The following is a 25,030-nucleotide window of genomic DNA, read 5'->3' as shown; positions in this document are numbered from 1 at the left end:
TTTTCTCCGCTACGCTGCTGACAGTTTCAATGACAATTGATCTAGCCAAGGGCCGCGTAATGACTGTACTTTTCTTCCTAGCAACGCAAAACCGAGCATTGCTCCTTCTGGTGAATAAAACGCAGCGGTCAATTCATCTGCTTGGTTCTCGATGTACCATTGTCCCTGTTCTTCAGCGGCTACCGGGAAAATCGTGAGTGGAAGAATCGGCGTTTTTACAATCACTGGAGTTGGTGTTAACGAGATAGGGGCGACATCGCCTAGCAAGCTTTTCGCTACAGAAGGGATCATTTGATTAATCGGCGCAATATAGGGCTGCCAACCTTGCTCAGTTTCAACACAGTCACCTAGCGAGTAAATATTCTCATCACTCGTCTGGCCGAATTGATTCACTTTAATGCCGCGGCCCACTTCGAGCCCTGCTTGCTCAGCCAGAGAAACATTTGGCTTGAGTCCAACCGCGCTCAGCACTAGATCTGCTTCAATCTGCTTGCCACTGTTTAGATGTAAAACCGCACTAGATTCCGACCTTGGTTCGATTCTGGTGATACTGTCTTGTAGAGCCCATTGCACGCCTCGATCGGCAAGTGCGCTTTGTAATGATTCACCCAACTGTTGCGGGATCAAACGCTCCATTGGCCATTGACCCAACCCGATAACTGTTACTTCATAACCGCTTTCGATCAGATCATTTGCGAACTCACAGCCAATTAAGCCATCACCTAGGATCGCGATGCGCTTTTTGTCTTGCAGCTCCGCTCTGAAACGGCGGTAATCAACTAAGTCGTTCACACTCATAACCCAAGAGCGATCGCCCTCAATTGGGATTTCAATCGGTGATGCACCTGTTGTCAGTACCAAGCGGCTGTAGGCGTATTTACCGATGGAGGTATGTAACGTTGAATTGGCACGATCGATCTGTTCAACACGGGTATGCGGGTAAACTCGGATATTGAGACGGCTTTCCCACTCCAACGCGCTCTCACTTTGTAGCGCGTCGCCGTCTTTGTTCATGACCAGTGCATTAGACAATGCTGGTTTGCTGTACAAAGCGCCATCATCAGCGGTAAAGATGGTGATAGCAACCGTCTCGGATTGTGCTCTAAGTGCCGCCGCCAACTGGTAACCACTGTGGCCACTACCGATGATAACGATAGGGTCATTTGAGAATACAGGTTGAGTAACTTCAGATGGAAGAGGCTGAGCCGTATTTGGCTGAACAGACGATCCTACCGATACCGAAGACACTGCCGCGACCTCTTCTACTGGCGCATCGTCGGTAATTTCGATCATTTCAAAATCGGCCTTACCCACTAAACAGTCAGGACATAACCAGTCATCCGGTACATCTTCCCATGCTGTTCCTGGTGCAATTCCATCGGATGGCCAACCTTGTGCTTCATCATAGATTAAGCCGCAAATAATACAGAGCCACTTTCTCATCACTTATACTCCAACTACCTTGTTCAGAATTTCCGTGTTTACAAACCGCTGTCAGATTTGTTGTGATTCCATCAACCTCGCCCTAGCTTGTGGTCTGAAATCCAAGCCGGTACGAGGTGATGAAAATACAGTTACACGGTAGCTATACGTTGCTGTCTTGCTGCAAACGAATGGCAATATTGCGTGTCTGGACGTAGCTATAAATCGCTTCTTGTCCTTTTTCTCGCCCAAACCCGGACAAGCCCACGCCACCAAATGGTGTTTCGATGCCACCAGCAAACCATTCATTGATGAACACTTGTCCACCACGCAGTTGCTGTGCCACACGCAATGTTTGGTTTAGGCTTTCACCAAAGACACCAGCGACCAGGCCAAAATCGGTGCCATTCGCGATTTCAACGGCCTCTTGCTCGGTTTCAAACGGTGTAATTACCAGTACAGGACCAAACACTTCTTCTTGAGCAATACGCATATCTGGTGAGGCTTCAATCACCGTCGGTGCCACAAAGTAACCCGACAAATCAGGGGCGTATCCACCCGTTAGGATGTTCGCGCCGTCGGCTTTTGCTTGTTCTATCATTTCAAGCACGCGCGCTTGTTGATCAGCCGATACCAACGGTGTTATATCCGGCTGGCTTTCACCTTGACCAATGGTTAGGTCTTGCGCCATTTTCACTACCGCCGCTTTTACTTCTTCATAACGCTCTTTTTGAATTAGCAAACGAGACATTGCCGAACAAACTTGACCAGCGTTAAAGAAAATACCGACTTGAACGCTTTGTAAAAGCGTTTCGAGACTCACATCTTTCAGTGCGATAGCGGCCGATTTACCACCCAGCTCCATCACCGATGGAGTAGCGCGTTGCGCTGAATCTTTCAGTATGCGTTGGCCGGTCGGCACAGAACCTGTAAAGACAATTTGATCAACATCTTGATGCTGCACCAAGTGGCTGCCAACTACGGAGCCTTTGCCACATAGCAAGTTAATCGTGCCTTTTGGGAAGCCCGCTTTTTCAATCGCTTTAATCAACAACGTCATGGCAAGTGGAGAAATCTCTGGCGATTTGATCACCACTGCGTTACCAGCAGCTAATGCAGGTGCTAATGAGCGTGCACAAATAGAAACTGGGAAATTCCACGGCACAATCTGCACTGACACACCAAACGGCACATATTGGGTGAAATCGACATAATCTTTACCCAACGGAATTGACGTGCCTTCCAGCTTGTCGGCCATGCCAGCGTAGTATTCGAAGTAACGTGCCGATTCTAAAAACTCATCTTTGGCATCTTGCAAAGATTTCCCATTTTCACGACAGGCAACTAACCCACCTTCATCAACCATTTCACGAATAGCCGCGGCGGCTTTTAACATCCACTCGGTTCTGACGGCTGGACGAACGTCCGAAAGAAGGCCTTGATTGACCACTCGACGTGCCGCTGCCATTGCGCGATCTGCATCGGTGATAGTGGCTTCTGCAATCGTCGCATACGCTTCGGCTGTGCCAGGGTTAATGACGGTCAGCGCTTGCTCTGAATCGCACCACTCACCATCAATATAATTAAGGTAATGCATCATATTACTGCTCCAGTGCCGCTTTCACTTGCTTTGCCAACCAGGTTTGGAAGAAATGCGTCGGAACATCCATTTCTGGTGAGAACACACCACCACCAAAGCCAGGTGAGTAACGACCTTCCTGCATACCTTCGACCGCTCCAATATCTTCGCCGAATACAACTCGCCATGACTCAACGGTAGCAGTACGGCACGCCGCGAACTCATCTTTCGTTGCTTCATCACCCACATAGAAAACACGTAGGTGCTCAACACTTTTATTCGCAGTGATTGGTTCAATCATCATTGCAAAGGCATGATCGGCTTGAATACCAAGCAACACGTTTGGAAAGAGTGCAACGTATTCTGCATGACGCAGTTTATCTTCTGGCCAGCTTGGAAATTTAGGTAAGTGTGTTCCTGCTGTATCAGAAAGGTTGTACGCGAGACTACCTTGACCAGCAAAGCGCTCTGCAAACATGATGTTGTAGTGATCCTCTAGGCGAGAATAACTGTTCAAACTCGGGTGCACCCAAGGTAAGTGGTAAGCCTCACAGTAGTTTTCTACGGCAAGCTTCCAGTTACTTTTCACTTCTATCTCTAAGTTGCCACCCATGTTCACGCGGCGAAGAAGACCTAACCCATCTTCACCTAAGAACTGCTGCCAACGTTGCTCTAGCGGCGCGATATGCTCTTCAAAGCTTTCAGCATTGTCCGATAAGTTGACGAATACCATGTCCATCCAAACGGCTGAACGAAGTGGCTTAAGGCCATGCTTTTCACACTTAAATCGGTCATCTTTGTGTTTTGCGATACCACCGATGTGTGGTGTGCCTTTTAGATTGCCGTCAAGATCGTACGTCCATGAATGGTAAGGACAGCGAATCATGCCTTGAACTTCGCCTGCCTCATGAACCAGCTTCATACCTCGGTGGCTACACACGTTGTGGAAGACTTGGACTTCACCTTGACGATTTCTCATCATGAGTAGTGGAAGATTCATGAAATCAAGTGGCATTACATAACCATTTTTAAGCAGGTCTGATGCAAAACCAATACATACCCAAGTGTTACCAAACACCTGATCACGCTCAAAAGTAAAATACTCTTCGCTGGTGTAGGCCTGATTCGGCATTCCTGTTGCTTCACTGATTGGGTTCAGTACATTATCAACAAGTTCAACAGGAATAATGGTTTGGTTGACATTGCTCATATTCTTATCTCCGAGAGTCGAGTTGCATCCAGTGCGTACAACATCGTGTTGTGTTAGTGGAGATAATTTTGATTAACAACCCGGCAACAAACAAACGACTTTTTCGCCGGGCTTGGATGAGTTTTTGTCATTCATGCATTGATCTCGAACAAAAAAATAACCTTTTAATTAACAATGATCTTCTTGTCATGATTAATACTCATTAACCGATGAGTATTAATCAGTTGAAACACAAAAGCCCTCTCTCTACTCTCTTTCAAAAATTAACAATAACGCAACAAACAATAACGTTAAAACAAACGCACTGTGAGGGATGCCTATGAGAGCAACATCTGGGATATTGAAAGGACTCAATCCGACTGTGACAATCGCATCAAAGATCGTCGTTATCGGTTTTGTACTTTTCTGCGCAATTCTCGCCAATCAAGCGGGCCAATACTTCGAAACGATTTCCGGCATTTTGCTACAGAATATGAAGTGGTTTTACATCGGACTTGTTTCACTCGTTGTCGGTTTTCTTCTTTACCTTATGGTTAGTCGATATGGGCATATTCGTTTGAGTAAAGATGACGAAAAACCAGAGTTTAGTTATTTGTCTTGGGTATCCATGCTTTTTTCCGGAGGCATGGGGATAGGCTTAATTTTCTGGTCGGTCGCCGAACCGATGTGGCATTACGCTGACAACCCATTTACTCAAGGCCTGACCAATGAAGCCGCAACAACATCAATGAAACTGACATTCTTTCACTGGGGTCTACATCCTTGGTCTGTCTTTATCATTGTTGCACTCGCATTAGCTTACTTTTCCTACCGTAAAGATCTGCCTTTTACCCTACGCTCTATCTTGTACCCTTTGATTGGTGATCGTATTTATGGGCCTATCGGGCACACGGTTGATATCCTAACAGTCGCGGTGACTGCTTTCGGTATCTCTCAAACCTTGGGGATGGGAGTTATCCAAATAAACTCTGGTTTGAATCAAGCCTTTGGTCTAGACATTAGTTTGGGGATTCAACTCTTTATTATCGTTTCCCTTTGTACTTGTGCGGTTGCGTCGGTGCTATCTGGTGTAGGAAAAGGTATTCGCCGTTTATCAGAATGGAACATGCTGCTTTCACTCGCACTCGTGCTAGTCGTACTTTACATTGGTCCAACTCGCTATATCTTAAATACGCTACTCGAAAGTACGGGGCTTTATGCACAAAACATTGTCGGTATGAGCTTATGGAGCGATGCACAGAATGACTCTGGCTGGCAAAACTGGTGGACGGCTTATTACTGGCCTTGGTGGATGACTTGGGCGCCTTTCGTTGGCATGTTTGTAGCTCGTATCTCTAAAGGACGCACAATACGTGAACTTATCGGTGGCGCATTAATCGTACCTACGCTAATCACGTTTTTATGGATTTCAGTATTTGGTGGTGCAGCGTTGAAGGTAGAGCAAGACGCTCGTGTTGCTCATCAAGAGCAAGTCACTGCGGCACAAGAAGCCAAACAAACACCACCTGCGGATTTTTCTGGCGGCCCGATTCTTGAAGCGACTAAAGCCGATACGACACGCGCTTTGTTTACGCTATTCGACAATCTAGATACAGGTATGTTTGGTAAACTACTTAGCGTGCTTGCGTGTCTATTACTCGGTACTTATTTCATTACCTCCGCAGACTCGGGTACCTTGGTTCTATGTACCCTCGATGCCGCTGGGCACAGTGAGCCTCCTACCTCTATACGCGTATTGTGGGGGATCATGATCGCAGCCATTGCGGGAGTACTTCTATACGCAGGAGGGTTAAAAGCAATGCAAACGGCCTCCATTATTGCCGGTTTCCCTATCGCCATTTTTATCGCAGTGATGAGCTTAACGCTGTTTCATAGTATTCGACGCGAACCTAAGCCATGGGCAATGCTTCCAGAGCACGTTCACCCAGAGCAAGAGAAACTTGATGGTCCTGTTGAACCGCTTGTTGAAAGCAAAACAGTGGTTTCCGAGCCTATCGCTTCAACATCCTCACTAAAAGATGATTCCACACTCAATCAGGGACCAGTACTAAGTTAGTGCGTCGTTTCATCAATCAATTAAAACAAAGCGGGAACTGGTACTCCCGCTTTTTAACATGACCAAACTCTGTTATTTTCTCTGCTTATTGATTTAGGCTAAACCTCGATCACCCACCTCATCTGGCAACTGTTGCAAAAGCCACTCTCTAAAACGCTTGACGCTTGCTGGGATTAAACCTCTATTTTTAGGTTCAAGCATAGAGAAATTGGAAGGTGTTGAAAGCACGTGTTCGACTGGCCTAACTAAAGCACCGCTTTGTAAATAGTCGTCCACTAATGATCCCCAGGCTAACGCGATGCCCTGACCATTAATTGCCGCTTGTAACAGCATTGGATAGTTATTGATGTTCATGCGATTACGAGGCGAAATATTTGGCAATCCTACACTCGCAAACCACTGCTCCCAATTCACCCAATCTCTTTGAGACTCCTCCAGATAGAGTAACGTTTTATTGAAGATTTCTTCTGGCTCACTAGGCTGGCCGATTTTCTCTAAATAAAGCGGGCTACACACAGGGAATACTTCTTCTGAAAATAGCGTTGTCACATCCATTTCCGCAGGTGGAGTGCGACAATAAAACAAGGCGAGATCGCAATCTAATCGGCGTAAGTCCAACACATTATCTGAGGCCAATATTCTTATATCGATGTCATCATGTTCATTTTGAAATTGAGCAACCTTAGGCAACAACCACAAGGCTGCCATTGCATTTGTCGTCGCAACCGTGATCTTTTGTTCGCCCTGCCACTTCTTCACTTCACCCGTGATTTGAGCAATATCGAGCAAAGATTGGCTGACAGCTTGATAATATTGAAGACCTGTAGGCGTTAAATTAATGCTTCGATTGGCTCGCGTGAACATAGCCTTGCCTAAGTATTCTTCTAATTGTCTAATTTGGCGACTGATAGCACCTTGGGTCACGTTTAGCTCGTCAGCGGCTAATGTAAAACTCAAGTGCCGCGCCGACGCTTCAAACGCAACGAGGCTATTTAAAGGTGGGAGGGGTTTGATTTTCATGTATCTTCCAGTAAGGCAGTATTGTAATTATTTTTATTCCCGGCAATCTTATGTTGCACGTGGATAATGCCATTCTGGACAACACCTCAAAAACGACAATTTATAAATGATAAAAAATAGAGATGAATCATAAATTGTTGTGAGAGAGACTGCCGTATACAGTTTCGTGGCTACAACGAGCACAAAAAGAGGAGCAGTTACTCCTCTTTTGTCTAGCCTTTTGCTCACTTTGTACGAGTTAGCCCATTTACCCTATTGCCAGTTTAGTGCTCGCGTAACGCGCTTTTTTCTTTCTTGGACTGGCTAAGAAGTACGCCAAAGTAAGGGGGCCTAATCGTCCCATAAACATCATGAAGATGATCACTAACTCACCCGGTTCGGATAAACTGCCCGTTAAGCCTCGCGATAACCCAACCGTACCCAGTGCCGAGACCGCTTCGAACATAATGTCTAACATAGACGCTTTCTCTGTCAGTAACAGCGTGAATATGGCAAACCAAGTCACCCCCACCGAGATCAGAGTCAGCGCCAATGCCTTGCTGATGGTCTCTTTGGGAATCTCGCGTTGAAAGGCATAGGTTGCTTCATCGCGACGCAAATAGCTGTAAGTCGCCAAGACTAACACTATAAATGTCACAACTTTAATGCCACTTGCCGTACTCAATGATCCACCGCCGATAAACATCAACACCAGAATGATCGCCGTTGTGGCATCTTCCAACTGATCGATAGCTAAAGTGTTGAACCCTGCCGTTCTTGGCGTCACCGCTTGAAACCACGATGCCCACCATTTCCCTGCTTCGCTCAACGGGGCAAGCGTGTTGGGGTTGTCATATTCAATCAGATAAATCGCGATAAGTGCCACCACGTTAATGATCATCGTGCCTAAGATCATCATTCGACTGTAAACGGTGAGTCGATGCCAACGGCGATTGCGTTTTAAGTCAATCCAAACCGAGAAGCCTAAACCACCAATAATGAACAAACTGGTAATGGTGAAGTTAACGATCGGGTCGTCCAAGTAAGGCATTAAGCTATCGGCACTCAACGCAAAACCTGCATTGTTAAACGCACTGATGGTGTAGAAGAAACCATGGAACAAACTGGTTTCCCAACCCAGCTCTTCACTCCAATAAACGCTCAAAATAGTGAAACCAATAAGTTCAACGAGCAGAGCGAACATCAATACAGATTTAGCAGTGGCAATGAGTGTCGATGAATCAGTCTGGTTGAACGCCTCTCTCGCGACTGCTCGCTCCAAAAAGCCAATTTTTCCGCCCAGAGCCAGCAAGGTCACGATAGCAAACGTCATCAAACCTAGGCCACCACATTGAATCAGGAAAGCAATAACCACTTGCCCAAAAGGCGTAAACGCCGTGCCCGTGTCCACCACAACTAATCCCGTCACCGTAATGGCCGATGTCGCAGTAAACAGGCTTTGAATCCAAGTGATGGGCTCTGTGGTGGCAATCGGCAGTTTGAGTAAGACCGTGCCGAGCATGATCAAGCACGCAAAGCTGAGGCTAAGTATCAATGGCGGTGCGCCCAACAATTTTTTGCCCGCTTTGGGTTTTCGCTCGATTGGGATAATAGAGGGATGCCACAAAACCATGTTACACCAACCTTGGAGCGACGTATTTCAGCTCAGCGCGACTACCGCAAAGCAACAGCGTGTCGAACTCATTAAGCACAAACTCATCATTGATATTGGTGTAGACGGCTTCTTCGCGCTTCACCAATATCGGCTGAATGTTGTAACTGCCTCGGCTGATCAACTTAGAAAGCGGTGTATCGTGCAGATTGGATTTAACGTGGATTTCCACCACATACAAACCATGCCCCATTTCCAAATAGTTATTCACCATCGGATAGTTGAGTGCCTGCGCGACTCTTACGCCCATCTCCTCTTCCGGATGAATAATGCGTTGTACACCAAGCTTAGACACGATGGTATGGTGCGCTTTGGTGCTAGCTTTGACCCAAATAGATTTCACACCCAGATTTTTCAGCGCCAGCGTACACAACAAACTGGCTTGCATGTCTTCGCCAATCGCCACCAACACCACATCACTGTTCGCTAGCGCTAACTCTCTGAGTGCACCTTCGTCTGTTGCGTCACATATGACCGCTTGCGTTAACTCTTCGACGTATTTTTCGACGATTTTCGGGTCGCTATCCACCCCCGTTACGGTGTGTCCAAGATGAATAAGTTCTAAGCTGGCGGCAACGCCAAATCGCCCTAAACCAATTACTGTAAAGTGAGCCATATCAATACCTAACTGTGTTTTATGTATAGAAAATGCTAATGCGTTAAGGGCTAGACTGATTTTCCGTCGCGGAAAATAGGCAACACGAATCCTGTTCGAGTGCTGATAACCAGCACTAAACCTTGGCATTAACGTTGATTAAATTTGGAATTTAGTGGTGCTTGGACGTCTCAAGCACTAAACGATAACCCAGCCCCGGCTCGGTTTTTAATAGCCGCTGTTCGTCAGCACTATCGTTCAGTTTTTTGCGTAGTTGACTCACTAGCACGCGTAAGTAGTGAGTATCTTCGACATGACTTTTTCCCCAAATCACCGCTAGCAAATGAGTTTGCTCAATGAGTTTTCCCGGCTTGAGAATCAATTGTTCAATGAAAGAAAACTCTTTCTTGGTGAGTGGAATTTCCCTCTGATCCAACCAAAATTGGTGAGTGCTTTTGATGATTTTGACTCGGCCAGCCACCAGCTCATCAGCGATGGATTGCTCATCCACCAAATCTCGAACCAGCACTTTGATGCGCGCGATGAGCTCTTTTACACCAAAAGGCTTGCTCAAGTAATCATTCGCGCCCGCTTCTAAAAGGCGGATTTTTTCCTCTTCTTGATCGCGAGCCGTCAGCACTAGCACTGGCGTTTTATACGTCTGACGAAGCGTAGTGAGAAACTCCTTCCCATCGCCGTCGGGCAAGCCTAAATCTAGCAGAATGACGTGCGGCGAATGTGCTTCGAAACACGCTTTGGCTTCTGCAATGGTACTCGCGCCAATGTAATCAAACCCTTCAGCAGACAGCGAAATTCGAATAAAGGTATGAATGCGAGGCTCATCGTCCACGACTAAAACTTTGTAACTCACGCCTGCTCTGCTCCTTGATTGAGTGGAAGTAGAATGCGGATCAGCGTCCCTTCTGATACTGGCATAGATTGAATCTCTCCTTGGTGTGCGATGATGATGCCTTTGGCAACCGCGAGTCCCATTCCGGTGCCTGAATCGGCCGATTTGTTGTTCGCGCCGGAATAGAAAAGGTTGAATATTTTTTCCGCATCTTCAGCTTTGATGCCAATCCCCATGTCCCGAACATCAATCACGCACGACAAACCCTGCTTAGAAAGTGAAACCTCAACAGATTCATTCTCTGGTGAAAATCGCATGGCATTATCCAGCACATTAAAAATCGCTTGTTCGATGAGCGAACGACTTACTGATAAATAACCAACGGAATCATCCATATTCATGGACACTTTCTCGGTGTAATTCGGCAAACGAGAAACCGCATCCCGCACAATATCTGCAATCAGCTCATCTTTTTTGGTAATTTTTAATGTGCCATGCTGGAGCTTAGTCGCCTGTAAAAGGTTCTCGATATATTGGTGCAAACGGTGGCTTTCTGAAGTCGCACTGTCGAGCAATTCTTTGCGCTCTAAGTCATTGAGCTTGGGCATGTACTCGTTGAGTGTGGTCAATGTTCCAATAATGGTTGCCAGCGGCGTGCGTAGGTCATGGGACACCGATAGCAGGATGCTGTTTTGCAGCTTGGTTTGTTTTAACTCTCCCTGCTGGCGACGATAAAGATCCGCAAAGGTGCTGGTGATAAATGCCACCACCATAAACACGACTAAATTAAAAATGTCTTCCGGACGAAACATCTGCAAAGAGTAACGAGGCGTCGTGAAAAAGAAGTTGAAGCTCAACGCTTCGATCACCGCCGCTGCATAAGCGAATCGCGAGTTGCATTGAAACGCCACTACCACGACCGCTAACTGTAAAATCAGCAGGACTGCGGCTGTAGAGCCAAACAGTTGGTCTAACAGCCATGAGACGACAACCGCACCAACAATCACGGTAGTAGAAAAGAGAAAGGTGTTATCTCGCCATTGAACAAACATAAAATACATCAACCAAAATTCGATGTAGAAAACTTTAGCAAAAGCCCATTCGGAGTTCGCGTAAAAAAAGCGTAAAAAATTCAATAACGACAGTGAGTTATAAACATAATCATCATTAAGTTGGCCTAACTCAATGAATAATCACAAGTTAACGTTGCCCATTAACACCTACTTACTCGGTATAAACGACAGACACAAAAAAGAGGAGCATTTGCTCCTCTTTCGTGTAGCGTCATATTAGGTGACTTGCAGTTGAGCATCACCTTGCTCAGACAAAAATCCGCCGGTTTGATGCTTCCACAACTGAGCGTAAACACCACCCAATTGCAGCAGCTCGTAATGCGAGCCTTGCTCAATGATTTTGCCGTCATCCATTACAATCAAACGATCCATCGCGGCAATCGTTGATAAACGGTGAGCAATCGCAATCACTGTTTTTCCTTCCATCAGAACTTCAAGGTTTTCTTGAATTGCCGATTCTACTTCTGAATCAAGTGCAGACGTTGCTTCATCCATGATCAAAATTGGCGCGTTTTTCAGCAGAACGCGAGCAATCGCCACACGTTGACGCTGACCACCAGACAGCTTCACACCGCGTTCACCCACTTCAACGTCATAGCCAACGTTACCTTGCTCGTCTCGTAGAGATTGAATGAAATCATGAGCATGTGCTTTCTCAGCAGCTGCGATAACGGCATCCATTGAAGCATCTGGATCACCGTAAAGAATGTTCTCTTTAATTGAACGATGCAGCAAAGAGGTGTCTTGCGTGATCATACCGATGTGTTGGCGAAGCGACTCTTGTTCGACTTGAGAAATGTCCTGTCCATCAATACAAATCTTACCGGTATTTACGTCGTAAAAACGCAGCAACAAGTTGACCAACGTGGATTTACCTGCCCCAGAACGACCGACAATGCCGACTTTTTCGCCCGGTTTGATAGTCAGGTTCAAGTTCTCAAATACCGCCTTCTCGTCACTGTAGTTAAAACCTACGTGATCAAAGCAGATCTCACCTTGGGAGATTTGCAAAGGCTTAGCATTTGGTACGTCTTTCACTTCAACATCGTTTGAAATCGTATTAATACCGTCTACTACTGTACCGATGTTTTCAAACAGTGCGCTAACTTCCCACATGATCCACTTCGACATACCTTGTACGCGCAACGCAATACTGATGGCAATCGCAATAGCACCAATTGTTACAGCGTGATCTAGCCATAGATAAACCGAAATGGCACTAATAGACATCAGCAGCAAATAGTTGATGGCATCCACACTAAACAGTAAACAAGTCACCATGCGCATTTGGCGGTAAACCGTCACCAAAAATTGCTTCATGCTGCTTTCTGCGTATTCCAACTCTCGTTGCGAGTGTGCGAATAGCTTTACGGTAGATATGTTGGTGTAAGAATCGACAATGCGCCCAGTCATTACAGAACGAGCATCCGCTTGCTCTGTCGCTACTTGTTTCATTTTAGGGATAAAGTAGAACTGGATAACCGCGTACATTCCTATCCAAATCACAATAGGTAACATTAGCAAACCATCGGCTTCGCCCATCATCCAGAGCATCGAAAGAAAATAAACGCTGATATAAACCAGTACATCCACCAGCTTCATGACCGTTTCTCGTACCGCTAACGCACTTTGCATCACTTTGGTCGCAACTCGGCCTGCAAAGTCACGCTGGAAAAATCCAACCGCTTGTTTTAGCAAGTAACGGTGAATCAACCAACGGATAGACATCGGGTAGTTACCCAATAACGTTTGGTGCATCACCATTGAGTGGACAAAACCGAGAGCTGGCATCACAACCGCCACTAAGAACAGCATCATTAGCATGCGATCACCCTGGTCTTGCCAGAATGTTGCGCGATCTTGATTAGAGAGAATATCGACGAGCTCGCCCATATAACGCAACAGCGTCACCTCAGTAATGGCAATAAGCGCACTGAACACAGCCATAACGAGTAAAGGGGCTTCAAAGCCACGAGTGTAAAAACGACAAAAGCCAAATAGCGTCTTCGGTGGCTTTTCGGTTTCCATCTGGGGAAAGGGTTGGGTCAGCTTTTCAAACCAATTGAACATAACAATGACTTTAGGTACCGCGAATGAATTTGCGAACGTTTTACTATCTTTTGATACAAAAGTCAGTAAAATACCGAAACAAAAGCTCAAATGATAATAATTACAATTAAGCTTAGCGTTAATCATAATTATCGGGAATAGATTTATGCAAAAGAATAACTCACTGACCATCGCTATCCGCAACGCGTTGGTTTGTGCTTTAGCACCTACAGCAGTGGTTGCATTCACAGCACAAGCTCAAGAAGACGTCGTACAAGATGACGTGATTGCCATGGAGACCATAACGGTCACCGCGCAAGCACTTAAAGTAGAAACCCCGGCAGCAGAAACGCCGCGCAGCGTATCTATCATTTCTGAAGATGAACTTCGTATTCGTGCACCGAAAAAGCTAGATGAAGCATTACGCTACACGTCTGGTGTAACCGCTCAGCCTTATGGCGCAGACAACGACACTGATTGGTTCAAAGTTCGTGGATTTGATGCAGCGACTTACCTAAACGGCAACCGCCTATTCCGCGATGGTTACTACACATGGTTGGTCGAACCTTACGGCCTAGAAAGTGTAGAAGTCGTTAAAGGTCCATCGGCTATTCTGTTTGGTGAATCGGCACCAGGCGGTATCGTGAATGCGGTTCAGAAAAAACCAACGTTTACGCCTCAAGGCGAAGTAAAAGTCGAAGTTGGCAACAACCAACACCAATCCGTAGGTTTTGACATTGCTGACGAAGCAAACGACGCAGGCACTGTGCGCTATCGTTTGGTTGGCTTGATGACAAGCCAAGATGGTGAACTGGACGGCACAAATAACGAGCGTTTCTACCTAGCGCCAAGTGTCGAGTTCGACATTTCTGACCGTACAATGCTGACCGTTTTGGCAACTTACCTTCATGATGACGGTGTACCAACTAACCCATTCTTCCCGGCAGCAGGTACTCTGATTGGTTCTAACTTTGGCAAAATCGATCCTTCGACTAACCTTGGTCAGCCAAACTACGATAAATACGAACGCACGCAGTTTTCTCTGGGTTACTTACTAGAGCACGACATCAATGACACGTGGTCACTCTCGCAAAACCTCAACTACGGTTCGAATGAGTTGTACTTGCGCAGCTCTTACGCGTTCTCAAACAACGATCCAGCGAAAGAAGAGTTAACGCAAGGCATCGTATTCCGTGACGGAAAAAACCAGAGCATCACGTTCGATAACAATGCTGTCGGCAACTGGATGACAGACAACGCAGAGCACACAGTGCTTATCGGTATGGATCTGCAATTCCACAAAACCGATGGCGACGAGCAAGACAACTATGCATTTGGCACTATCAACCCGTGGAACCCAGTTTACGGCAACTTCACCCCTCTTGATCCTGCCGACAACGTGAAACGTGAGATTGAGAAATCTCAAGCAAGTCTCTATTCACAATACCAATTGAAACTGCATGAACAGTGGATTGGTAACATCGGTGCTCGTTACGACTGGGTGAAAACAGAAAACTCTGGCAAAGGCGCTACCGTTGATCAAAGTGAATCTCGTGATGATGGTCAGCTATCTCTAAGTGCGGGTGTGATGTACCTTGCAAACAATGGCCTGTCACCTTACGCAAACTACTCTCAGTCGTTTGAAGTGATCAGCACTATTGATACGGCAACCAATGAACTTTACAAACCGCTGGAAGGCGAGCAAGTAGAAGTGGGGGTGAAGTATGAGCCAAGCTTTATGGATGGCTTTATCAACCTTGCATGGTTCGACATCACGCAAAAGAATGCATTGGTCACAAACCCATCAACATGGATTGCGACACAAACAGGTGAAGTGACATCTCAAGGTGTTGAGCTAGAAAGCACGGCGCAGCTAACCGACGATCTAAAACTGATGGCAAGCTACACCTACACTAAAGCGAAAACAGATGAGAGCTTTGGCCAAGGTAAAAAACAAGCCGCACTTATTCCTGAGCACCAAGCTTCTGCATGGGTAGACTACAGCGCCTACAGCCTGATTCCAGGCCTCAATATCGGTACTGGTGTGCGCTACGTAGGTGAGTCAAAAGATAACCCTAAGAGCTCGAACCTAACGGTTCCTTCAGTCACTCTTTGGGATGCGTCAGTCACTTACGACATCACTTCACAGTGGCAAGCACAGCTAAACGTGAACAACATCCTAGATAAAGAGTTTGTTTCAGGTTGCGATTACTGGTGTTACTACGGCCAGTCTCGCTCTGTTATGCTAAACGCAAACTACCGCTGGTAATTGTACTTCTACTCCCCTCTATTGAGGGGAGTTTTCTCCTAAGAGCCATCCATGTTTCAACTGTCTAATATTGAGATCGTGCGAGGTGGACGTCAGATCCTCGGCATCGAACAACTTAACATCCCAACAAATGAGCTAACGGTCGTTTTAGGCCATAACGGTTCAGGTAAGTCGACACTGGTGAACCTGCTTTCTGGTCAAATGCCACCAGATAAAGGCATGGTAACACTAAACGATACTTCCCTTTCATCACTCAAAACCAAAGAGTTGGCAAAACAGATCGCCTATTTGCCACAAAAGCTGCCCTCTTCAGCTGGTTTAACGGTAGAAGAGCTAGTGCGCTTAGGTCGCTTTCCGTGGCGTGGGGCACTTGGTCGTTGGAAAACTGAAGACAAACAAATCATCACGCAGGCTATGGAACGAACAGGAGTTACACCTTTTGCTCAAGCTTTGGCGGATGACTTATCGGGCGGCGAGCGCCAACGCGCTTGGGTGTCTATGCTACTGGCTCAACAATCGCCAATTTTAATTCTCGATGAGCCAACCTCGGCGCTCGATGTTCACCATCAGTTTCAACTAATGGCGCTGCTGGCAGAACTGAATCGAACCGAGAACGTAGGCATTATCGTGATCCTGCACGATCTGAACTTAGCCCTGCGCTACGCCACCCACATTGTTGCGCTCAAAAAAGGTAAAATTGCCTTTGAAGGCAACGCCGACATGTTGTTAGACGAGGCACGCCTTTCTAAACTATATGAGTCACCAATTAAGCTGATTGAGCACCCAAGCCCGGCTAACACATTAGCGAGCCAAAAGGTGGCTGTTGTATGCGCATAATGGCTCGTTTACTTACCGTGGTTACACAATCTGCTTTTCTCCTCGCATTTTTTATGACCAATGCACATGCAGTCATCACCGTTACCGATGAATATGGCGAGCATAGTTTTGAGCAAGCGCCTCAACGCGTTGTAGCCTTAAACTGGGACATCTTAGAACAAGTTTTGGCGCTAAACGTAGAACCAATCGCAGCCCCAAATTTACCAGGCTACCGCCAATGGGTCGTCAATCCAACTGCACCAGAGTCAATTGAAGATATTGGAACCCGAGCAGAACCCAACTTAGAAAAAATAGCCAGTTTGAAACCAGATGTCATCCTTGCTGCGTCTCCACAGCAAGACTTGATTCCGTTACTCAAACAAATTGCTCCGGTAATCTATTTACCTAATTTTTCTGAAAATGAGGCCGCAGCTGAAACGGCCATTCGTCACTTTCGTACGCTCAGCAAGCTATTCAATAAAGAGGCACTTGCTGAACAGAAACTGGCAGAATTAGATGCTTCATTTGCGCAGATGCGCCAGCGAATTCGCCACTATTACTCTTCTCCACTCAGCGTTCTTGTGATGCGATTTTCAACTCCGAATACTGTATTACTTGCAACCGAAAACTCCACCACTGACTACGTGGTTAGAAAACTGGGATTACAGGCTCCAATTAAAGAGGACCCACGAGCGTGGGGAGTAAAGCAAGATCGAATCAATCGGCTTCAGGGCCTTCAAAACAGCTACGTTCTCTACGTACAACCTTTCCCAGAAGAACGAAAACTGAAAGAGTCGCCACTTTGGCAAGCGATGCCGTTTGTGAAAAAGCAGCGGGTAAATTCAGTCAGAGCAGTGTGGGCGTATGGCGGTGCCATGTCTTTGCAATACACCGCTGAAGCGATTACCGACAGTCTAATAGAGTTGGCACCAGAACAATGAGAACGAAACATTATATTGGTTATCTGGCGCTGATTACGTTACTTAGCGTCTTTAGCCTACAAATTGATACTAATTTATCACTTTTCGAACAATGGCAATTATTAACAAAACCAGAGGTAGCAACCGAGTTTCGTGATGTATTCTTTACGCAAGCGCAGCTTCCTAGGTTAAGTATGACCCTGCTTGTTGGTGCCATGCTTGGTCTCACCGGCAGCTTAATGCAGCAATTAACGCAGAATAACCTCACCTCGCCGTTGACTCTTGGCACCTCTTCTGGTGCTTGGCTTGCATTAGTCGTGGTAAACATTTGGTTCGTCGATTGGGTCGCCGATTACTCTGCATTAGCCGCAATGTTTGGGGCTTTAGTGGCGTTTGGCCTGATCGTATCAATTGCCGGTGTGCGTAATATGACAGGTTTGCCGTTGGTCGTTTCGGGGATGGTGATCAATATCTTGCTCGGTTCTATCGCCACAGCCATTATTATTTTAAACGCCCAGTTCGCACAGAATATTTTTATGTGGGGAGCAGGAGACCTCTCTCAATACAGCTGGGATTGGTTTGAGTGGTTATTGCCTCGCTGCGCTATCGCAATCGTAATTTTGATCGTCGCACCACGTATTCTGACCTTAATGAAACTAGGACAAGAAGGCGCAGCAGCCCGAGGCTTAGCGGTATTACCCGCGTTTGGTGCGTTAATGGTGATGGGTATTTGGCTGGTATCCGCCTCCATCACCGCAGTTGGTATTATCAGCTTCATCGGATTACTGACACCCAATATTGCCAGAGCGATGGGGGCAAGAACACCGCGCGACGAATTGATCAGCAGCATGCTTTTGGGCGCAATGCTACTAATCATCACAGACTCTGCCGCTATCTCGCTGAGCTTATGGTTAGAGGAAACCATTCCTAGCGGCGTAGCGGCTGCAGCTATTGGCGCTCCCGCTTTAATTTGGTTTACTCGTAAAAAGCTGACGGCAACCGATCAACTTAACCTTTCAATGAGCCAAGGAAAAACGGCGCTTTCTAAACGCGCGGTATGCAGCATTGCGCTATTCAGTCTGGTTGGGATTCTAGCTTACTCATTCGTTACCCATGGTATAAACGGAATTCAATGGTCTGTGCCAGGTGAGTTCCAATGGCAATTGCGTTGGCCGCGAATGTTAACCGCACTTTCTGTCGGTATTGCGCTATCCGTTGCCGGAATCATTTTGCAACGCATTGTTTATAACCCTCTGGCAAGTCCCGATATTCTCGGTGTGTCTTCCGGAGCCACGTTTGCCATTATTACGACAGGAGTCATCGCTGGGTCGCTTCTCTCCGCATTTAGCTGGGGTATCGCTTTTTTCGGAAGTATGTCCGTATTGATGTTATTGCTGATTATCGGTAAACGAAGCCATTTTAATCCATCTAACTTCGTGTTGTCCGGCATCGCACTAACGGCACTATTAGAAGCCCTCGTTCAATTTTCGCTAGCTCAAGGCTCAGGTGACAGTTACAAAATTTTATTGTGGCTAACTGGTTCTATTTATCGAGTCACAGCCGACACCGCACTGATGCTATGTTTGGCCATAATAGTTCTGGTTGCCGCTGTATTCTCGATTTCTCGTTGGCTAACACTAATTTCCATCGGGCGACAATTCTCAAATGCACGAGGGCTTAACCCTACCGTAGCCAATACGCTTATGCTCACCATCGTTGCTTTGTTATGCGCCTTTTCTACCGCTACAGTTGGTCCAATATCTTTTGTTGGCTTGGTCGCTCCCCATATGGCGATGATGTTAGGAGCAAGAAAAGTGAAAGAGCAACTGTGTGTCGGTGCCTTAATTGGCGCAACCCTAATGTTGTGGGCAGATTGGCTAGGACAAATCGCTATTTATCCAAGTCAGGTCGCAGCTGGCACGTTGGTCGCTATTATAGGCAGCACTTACTTCCTATTTTTAATGCTGAAGAGTAAATTCAGCTAAGTTGGGAATATTGTTACAGCCTAAAAATACGCTAAGAAAAACAAACCCCGCTATTTTGATAGCGGGGTTTGAAATTAAAGGCGAAGTACGATGCTCTATTCTTCTCGCACTACAGGAAAACGTTGCTCATAAAGTTCCATAAAGTCCTTACGAATTAAGTGCTCTAAGTGGTTCGCTTTATCGGTTGGGCAGAAAATCATCACGTGCAGAATTTGTTCACCATTAATGTTGCTAGAAATATGCATATGTGGCTCAGAACCAGGAAGGTCAACACCGGCATGTTTTTCAATCATCGCATTGTAACGATGTGCAACATCAGCAAAGTAACTGCAATGTTCTTCAATTTTATCAGTTAAAATCGGTAACAGTGGATACAAATTGACGAAGTCTTTCACCACTACAGAAAAGTTGTGGTAAACGTACCGCTTCATGAAGTTGAGGTTCTTTACTGGATAGGTAAAGAACATACTATTAGGCAATGTCGCTGTTTTGCCGGTGTAATGATATTGCCCGTGATGCAGGTCGATCTCTTGAATCACCGTCGCCATCATATTGTGCTCAATCACTTCACCACACAACTTCCCGACCTCAATCCAGTCTCCAACGCGAAAAGAACGCGAACTTGCTCTTTGAATCGAACCCGTAAAACACAAAATGATTTCTTTGGATGCCACTACAATGGCAACGGCAATCGCCGTTACACTCAGAGCAAACTCGTTAATTTCTGATTGCCATAAAATAAATAAAATCAGTAATGTAACAGCAAAGGTGCCATTTTTAGTTCTGGACATCCAACTACGCTGATCTTCTGAGAGAAAAGCGTGATCACCACGAATCATCGATAAAATTGCACGACGAATTAACCACATAATCGCAAAGATCAGTGCGGTAAAAATCAATTTATGAGTGAGAAGAAAATCGACGACTAACTGCACTTTCTCCATTACCCGACTCCCTGTTTGGTTTAGATAGGTTGACCTTTCATGCTAAATATCGCTCAGAAAACAGATAGCTAGCTTGCGAGAGGACAACCTTACCAAATTATTCAGTCGGTAGCCCCAGTTCACTCTCTTTAAATACGATAAACGCACGGCGGTTTAAAGCATTGGCTTCTGGAGATTCTTCGTTGATCACAGGTTGAAGCTCACCAAAGGCTTTTACTTCCCACACAAACTGCGATGGATCGAGTTTCGTCTTGAGATACGCCACCACGGTTTGCGCTCTTCGCTCCGCCAATTGTTCATTATAAGAGAGCGAACCCACTTGGTCGGTATGACCAGCCACCATAATGCTACCTTCTAAACCTTGCAGTTTTGCGATGAAATCATCTAATTGTGAAAGGTCTTCCGGTTTTAATTCCGACTTATCGAAATCGAAGTGTGGTGTCATCGCCATGTAGATCTTACGTTCTGGTTTTGGCGGCTCACAGAAAGGCATCTCTTCGTACTTCTTCGCCTCTTCAAACATCACGTAAGCACGACGGTTTTCAGCACGAGCTTGATCCGATTTACCCAACGCTAGCGGCTGCGACTCACCAAAGTGCTTCACTTCCCAATCGTATTGTTCTGGGTCGAGTTGCTGCTGAAGGTACGCTTCTACCGATTCAGCGCGTCGCATAGACAGCTTCTCGTTATATTCGTCAGAGCCTTTAAAATCGGTGTGACCAACAATCGTGATGCGTCCGCTCAAGCCTTGAATATCACGGATGAACGCACCTAGGCTTGCCGCATCGGCTTCACGAATGATGGATTTATCGAAGTCGAAATGCTCGGCTACCGCAATATGGATTTCGCGTTGCGGTGCCAAACATTCACTGATCAGAAACTTGGAGACATTGACATCGGCAAACTTTTCTCGGTTCTCTTGGCTTACATACGCATCCGCCGAACAACCTGCCAATATTGCCCCTGCGATCATGCCGCTTAACAAACGAATCGTCGTTTTCATATCGCCCTCTTATAACTTACCAACTAGGTTAATGAACACGCCTGATGCATCGTAATCGTCATCATTCGCTAGATTGCCATCAAAGCCTGAGAAGTTGTAACCCACGCCGACTTTGAAGTTGTCGCTCAAATGTTTGTTAACCGAAACCAATGCTCCCTGCTCTAACTCGTCGTAGGTGCTGTCCGTCTTCCAGTGGTACTCACCAGTCACGTCCCAATCTTTCATAACACGGTAAGAGGCACTCAAACCGTAGAGAGAAATTTTACTGTCGACTGGAATGTCTTCGCCTGACTGACGAGTGAAGATTTCATGCTTGTCCTTATAAGCGTATTTCGCGCCTAAATCCCAGTTTGCATCCAACGAGTAGATACCTTCGATTTCGATGATGTGGCTTTCTTCATCTTTGTAATCCACATCGCGGTTAAGTTGGTCGAAGTCCACCAAATACGTATAACGAGAAAGTACGTTCAAACGGTCGTTGTAGATTGGGCGATATGCTAAACCTGCGGTCGACTCAATAAAACGAGCCAACACTTTATCGCTCGATTTGCTCTCTGAGCGTGAGTAGTTGAACTTACCAAACAAGGTGTACTCTTCCGTTAGATGATGTGTGTAACGGTTAGTCGTCACCCATTGGTCGACACGTTTTTTATCTGGGTCTGCGGAATCATCGGTCTTGTCGACACGGTACTCGACTTTGTTCTTGAACAATACGTCATCGACATCGATGGATGTGCTCACACTCACGGCTTGGCGCTCTGTGGTGATCTTCTGGTCGTCTTCAATTTCGCCTTTTTGATAGCCAATCCCCATGTCGATGTCGTCGTTCATGTCGTAACCAAAACCAAACGAGTCAATACGACCTTTGCCGTTGTTCTCATCTACAAATTGGTTTTCTTGGTAGAAATCGACGGTTGAAGTCAGGTCTGCACGTTGACCGACAATCACGTTGTTTTTGCCTTCGTAAGTGTCGTCTACGTAGGTTAAGTAGGTGCTGTAATCTTCCGTTACGTCATACGTCACGCTCGCTTCTGCGGCATCGCCGCGATCACCCGTGGTGTATTCCGCGCCAACCACAAAGTCTTCTAGAATTCGCGTTTCACCACCGAGCGTGACGCTGTCGTTCTCGTCGTATTCGTCTGTTTGGCCTACGGTTTTCTGACCTTTGATGTACACGTTGTTGTCGCTGTCCCAGATGTAGTCAGCACGCAGACCCGCTAACGTGCCTTTGCCTTTTTCATCTTGGTTGTTTAGCTCTTCAACTTGTTTACCCGCTGCCGAGATCTTGATGTGTTTGGTGACTTTAACTTGGGTTTCCAATTCCGCTTGCTGGGTATCCGTTCGCAAATCACCATCGGATTCACGCTCTTCAACCGAGGTAAAGCGCGTCTTAACAGCAACTCGGTCAGTGGCTTGGAAACGAATTTCGGTACCGTAAGACTCTTGCTCTAAGTCATCATCTTGGCTAGCAAAACTGTAACCTGCGTCTTTGGATTTGTACCAAGCTTTAACGTCGTTACCCACCGCAGAGAATACGTTAGGAGCTAAGTCGTAAAGGTTCATCACCCCTTTCACTTGGTAGATATCACCTTCACGATCTTCCGCGTTGCTGCCAATTGGGGTAAAGGTTAAACCGCCATCGAAAGAAACGTAGTTGGAATCGGTTTGACGACCTTTACTGTGTCCGAATTCGGCTTTTAAGTACGTCCCTTCAGATGCACGCAAGGTTAAGTCCGTGCCGTACGCTTCGTAATCTTGGTTGTCTTTTTCTTCGGTTTGGTAGTTTGCACCCACACCGATGTAGTCGTTCACCCAACCTTTCACACGACCACCAGCGGTCATTGCGTCAAGCGCGTCACTGCCTTGAGGGACGTATTCATAGTCCACCGCAAGATAGTTTTTGTATCCTGAACTCGGTTGGTCGTTTATCACATCACCAAAGTTATCCGAAATGATGTTGTTCAGCGGTCTGGTCAGAATAATGCGGCCTTGGTATGGGTCGATTTCATAGTCACGCCCCGATTGCAGCGGCATTTCTTGCACAGTGATGCTGCTGTCTGGGTCGACAACTTTCACCATCACTTTGTCACTGCCCGGTACCACTTCACCATGACGCAAGAAGTACAACGAACCACCAGTACCTAGGAATTCATCGTGAGCGAAGAGTGAATCAGATTCAGCCGCAAAGCCAACAATGTTTAGACGATCTTCACCAAACTTGGTGGTTGAACGAGTACGGTAGTCACCTTTAAAGCCGTATAAGCTACGGTTGTAATCGTTGTTGTCGGTGCCAGTAATGCCAGTGTTGTAGTTACCCCACAACACATTGGATTTGTCGTACTCAACGTTGAGGTAAACCTTACCTTTGGTATTTACCACTTTGTAGATGTTGGAACTGTCACCATAGTTGCCGTAATACATCTCATCGTCGTCTTCGAGAATGTCGAATACGCTGGATGAGTCAGAGGCAAACGGGTTCTTAAACATGTCTCGCACGTCACTCTCTTTAGTATCAAAGTGAGTGGTAACTCTGAGTTTGTCGCCAAATTTACCCTGACCAAAGTACGCCAAGCGTCCTTGGTTATAGATGTCATCTTGGTATTGCTCGTCGACGGCTAATGCGGCGGAGTTGCCCGTCACTTTGTTTTTACCGATGTAGAAATCCGCAAGACCTGCTTGTACCCAATACTCATCAGGAATACGCACGTACAGTTGGTAGCGACGCTCTTCACCGCTGTCGAATACTACACGAGTAGGGAAGAGATACGCATCTGCTGGCAAGTACTGTTCTGCGTATAACTCGCCCTCTTCCACATCAAACTCGTCTTCGCCAATCACGACTTTATCGACGCCTTTTAGTCCCGTACCCATGAATCTTGCCAGACCCGCAGAGGTTGGAATGTTGTGACGCATCAACTGAGCTTTACCAAGCTTGCGGCTTTGCTCTTCTTCACCGTCGTTCTTGTCGATATCGACTTCAGAATCTGGCTCGACAAGGTCAATCACACCAACCGTCGTCACGTCCATGTTGCCGTCTTTATCGAAGGCTTTTAAACGGAACAACAGCTGTGTGTTGGATTCAAATTGATACTCTTGGTCGGTCGCGCCATCCCAAACAATGTTGAAATCGTTGGCAAATTGCTGACCTTCAACCACTGCTAAAGGGTCAACCAAGCCACGGTCACCACCACGGAAGACTTCCAGTTGGTAATGGTCAACGTAGTAGCTGAAGTTGGTTGTGATAGCAAAGCTCATCTCTTGCAATGGCTTGCCATCTTTCACTTCAACATCGCTGCTAATGCTCAGGTCAAGTACCGGGTCAAATCGCATGATGTCGCGGCTTACCCAAATCGCACCTTGGTCTAGGTAGATACGCGAGTTATCCGTTTGTTCGTGAGCTTTTACTTCAATACCCAGTGAGTCACTGTCAAGTTTCTCCAATTGGCTGGTGTCTTTCGCGTACGAAAGTATTGGCAACGCAGCCGCGATACACATTGTCAGTTTTGATTGTCTAAATCTAATCATAATAATCCTGCTTAACCGCTTGAGTGGTTGGCTGGGTCTGGCCCAGCCTGCGTCTGTACTGCG

Annotated in this window: 17 protein-coding genes and 1 pseudogene; 5 read left to right on the top strand and 13 right to left on the bottom strand. The window is 46.4% G+C overall.

Annotation, left to right across the window (positions count from 1 at the left end; translation table 11 throughout):
- Positions 1-9 precede the first annotated feature (9 nt).
- The 4 genes and pseudogenes from R7Z50_RS08860 to R7Z50_RS08845 all read right to left on the bottom strand — a co-directional run bounded on the left by R7Z50_RS08860 (position 10) and on the right by R7Z50_RS08845 (position 4,211).
- Complete coding sequence (locus tag R7Z50_RS08860; protein WP_318149029.1) at positions 10-1,293, bottom strand: NAD(P)/FAD-dependent oxidoreductase; 1,284 nt, start codon at positions 1,291-1,293, stop codon at positions 10-12.
- Positions 1,282-1,443: pseudogene (locus tag R7Z50_RS08855) on the bottom strand (rubredoxin); the annotation flags it as partial. The gene R7Z50_RS08860 and the pseudogene R7Z50_RS08855, both read right to left, overlap by 12 nt.
- 142 nt (positions 1,444-1,585) lie before the next feature.
- Positions 1,586-3,022 (bottom strand): aldehyde dehydrogenase family protein, encoded by a 1,437-nt coding sequence (locus tag R7Z50_RS08850; RefSeq protein ID WP_318149022.1) that lies wholly within the window; start codon positions 3,020-3,022, stop codon positions 1,586-1,588.
- A 1-nt stretch (position 3,023) separates the two neighbouring features.
- Entirely contained in the window at positions 3,024-4,211 is a 1,188-nt protein-coding gene (locus R7Z50_RS08845; protein ID WP_318149021.1) for an aromatic ring-hydroxylating dioxygenase subunit alpha, read from the bottom strand.
- Positions 4,212-4,530: 319 nt separating this feature from the next.
- On the opposite strand from R7Z50_RS08845, the gene R7Z50_RS08840 reads away from it, so the two are divergent.
- A complete protein-coding gene (locus R7Z50_RS08840; protein ID WP_044129598.1) occupies positions 4,531-6,267 on the top strand; it encodes a BCCT family transporter in 1,737 nt (578 codons plus the stop codon).
- Positions 6,268-6,360: 93 nt separating this feature from the next.
- Here R7Z50_RS08840 and R7Z50_RS08835 read toward each other — a convergent pair whose 3' ends face one another.
- The 6 genes from R7Z50_RS08835 to R7Z50_RS08810 all read right to left on the bottom strand — a co-directional run bounded on the left by R7Z50_RS08835 (position 6,361) and on the right by R7Z50_RS08810 (position 13,526).
- A complete protein-coding gene (locus R7Z50_RS08835) occupies positions 6,361-7,287 on the bottom strand; it encodes a LysR substrate-binding domain-containing protein (protein ID WP_005385892.1) in 927 nt (308 codons plus the stop codon).
- A gap of 247 nt (positions 7,288-7,534) precedes the next feature.
- Positions 7,535-8,899, bottom strand: coding sequence for a TrkH family potassium uptake protein (locus R7Z50_RS08830; RefSeq protein WP_206970760.1), 1,365 nt, complete (start codon positions 8,897-8,899; stop codon positions 7,535-7,537).
- A 1-nt stretch (position 8,900) separates the two neighbouring features.
- Positions 8,901-9,554 (bottom strand): potassium channel family protein, encoded by a 654-nt coding sequence (locus R7Z50_RS08825; RefSeq protein ID WP_005375180.1) that lies wholly within the window; start codon positions 9,552-9,554, stop codon positions 8,901-8,903.
- Between the two features lie 151 nt (positions 9,555-9,705).
- Positions 9,706-10,404 carry a response regulator transcription factor gene (locus R7Z50_RS08820; RefSeq protein WP_086047254.1) on the bottom strand — a complete coding sequence of 233 codons (699 nt, stop codon included), beginning with the start codon at positions 10,402-10,404 and terminating at the stop codon, positions 9,706-9,708.
- The gene (locus tag R7Z50_RS08815) at positions 10,401-11,435 is read right to left on the bottom strand and encodes a DUF4118 domain-containing protein (RefSeq protein ID WP_176225771.1); all 1,035 of its coding nucleotides are present in this window, start codon (positions 11,433-11,435) and stop codon (positions 10,401-10,403) included. The genes R7Z50_RS08820 and R7Z50_RS08815 overlap by 4 nt, the downstream gene beginning before the upstream one ends.
- 237 nt (positions 11,436-11,672) lie before the next feature.
- Positions 11,673-13,526 carry an ABC transporter ATP-binding protein gene (locus R7Z50_RS08810; protein WP_318149020.1) on the bottom strand — a complete coding sequence of 618 codons (1,854 nt, stop codon included), beginning with the start codon at positions 13,524-13,526 and terminating at the stop codon, positions 11,673-11,675.
- 145 nt (positions 13,527-13,671) lie between these two features.
- Between R7Z50_RS08810 and R7Z50_RS08805 the strand changes: the two genes are divergently transcribed.
- The 4 genes from R7Z50_RS08805 to fhuB are packed head-to-tail and all read left to right on the top strand — an operon-like array spanning position 13,672 to position 19,495.
- The gene (locus tag R7Z50_RS08805; protein ID WP_206970759.1) at positions 13,672-15,774 is read left to right on the top strand and encodes a TonB-dependent siderophore receptor; all 2,103 of its coding nucleotides are present in this window, start codon (positions 13,672-13,674) and stop codon (positions 15,772-15,774) included.
- A 51-nt stretch (positions 15,775-15,825) separates the two neighbouring features.
- Complete coding sequence (locus R7Z50_RS08800) at positions 15,826-16,611, top strand: ABC transporter ATP-binding protein (protein WP_206953489.1); 786 nt, start codon at positions 15,826-15,828, stop codon at positions 16,609-16,611.
- The gene (locus R7Z50_RS08795; RefSeq protein ID WP_206959020.1) at positions 16,602-17,531 is read left to right on the top strand and encodes an iron-siderophore ABC transporter substrate-binding protein; all 930 of its coding nucleotides are present in this window, start codon (positions 16,602-16,604) and stop codon (positions 17,529-17,531) included. The genes R7Z50_RS08800 and R7Z50_RS08795 overlap by 10 nt, the downstream gene beginning before the upstream one ends.
- Entirely contained in the window at positions 17,528-19,495 is a 1,968-nt protein-coding gene (fhuB, locus tag R7Z50_RS08790) for a Fe(3+)-hydroxamate ABC transporter permease FhuB (protein ID WP_206959023.1), read from the top strand. The genes R7Z50_RS08795 and fhuB overlap by 4 nt, the downstream gene beginning before the upstream one ends.
- 95 nt (positions 19,496-19,590) lie before the next feature.
- Here fhuB and R7Z50_RS08785 read toward each other — a convergent pair whose 3' ends face one another.
- From R7Z50_RS08785 to R7Z50_RS08775, 3 genes are all read right to left on the bottom strand, one after another.
- Positions 19,591-20,439 carry a mechanosensitive ion channel family protein gene (locus tag R7Z50_RS08785; protein WP_005375171.1) on the bottom strand — a complete coding sequence of 283 codons (849 nt, stop codon included), beginning with the start codon at positions 20,437-20,439 and terminating at the stop codon, positions 19,591-19,593.
- 97 nt (positions 20,440-20,536) lie between these two features.
- Positions 20,537-21,442, bottom strand: a complete 906-nt coding sequence (locus R7Z50_RS08780) for an OmpA family protein (RefSeq protein WP_206959025.1) — start codon at positions 21,440-21,442, stop codon at positions 20,537-20,539.
- Positions 21,443-21,451: 9 nt separating this feature from the next.
- Positions 21,452-24,967 carry a hypothetical protein gene (locus R7Z50_RS08775; protein ID WP_206959027.1) on the bottom strand — a complete coding sequence of 1,172 codons (3,516 nt, stop codon included), beginning with the start codon at positions 24,965-24,967 and terminating at the stop codon, positions 21,452-21,454.
- Positions 24,968-25,030: the final 63 nt, after the last annotated feature.

The organism is Vibrio sp. 1249-1 (assembly GCF_033340495.1).
This window is presented reverse-complemented; position numbering and strand designations above follow the sequence as displayed.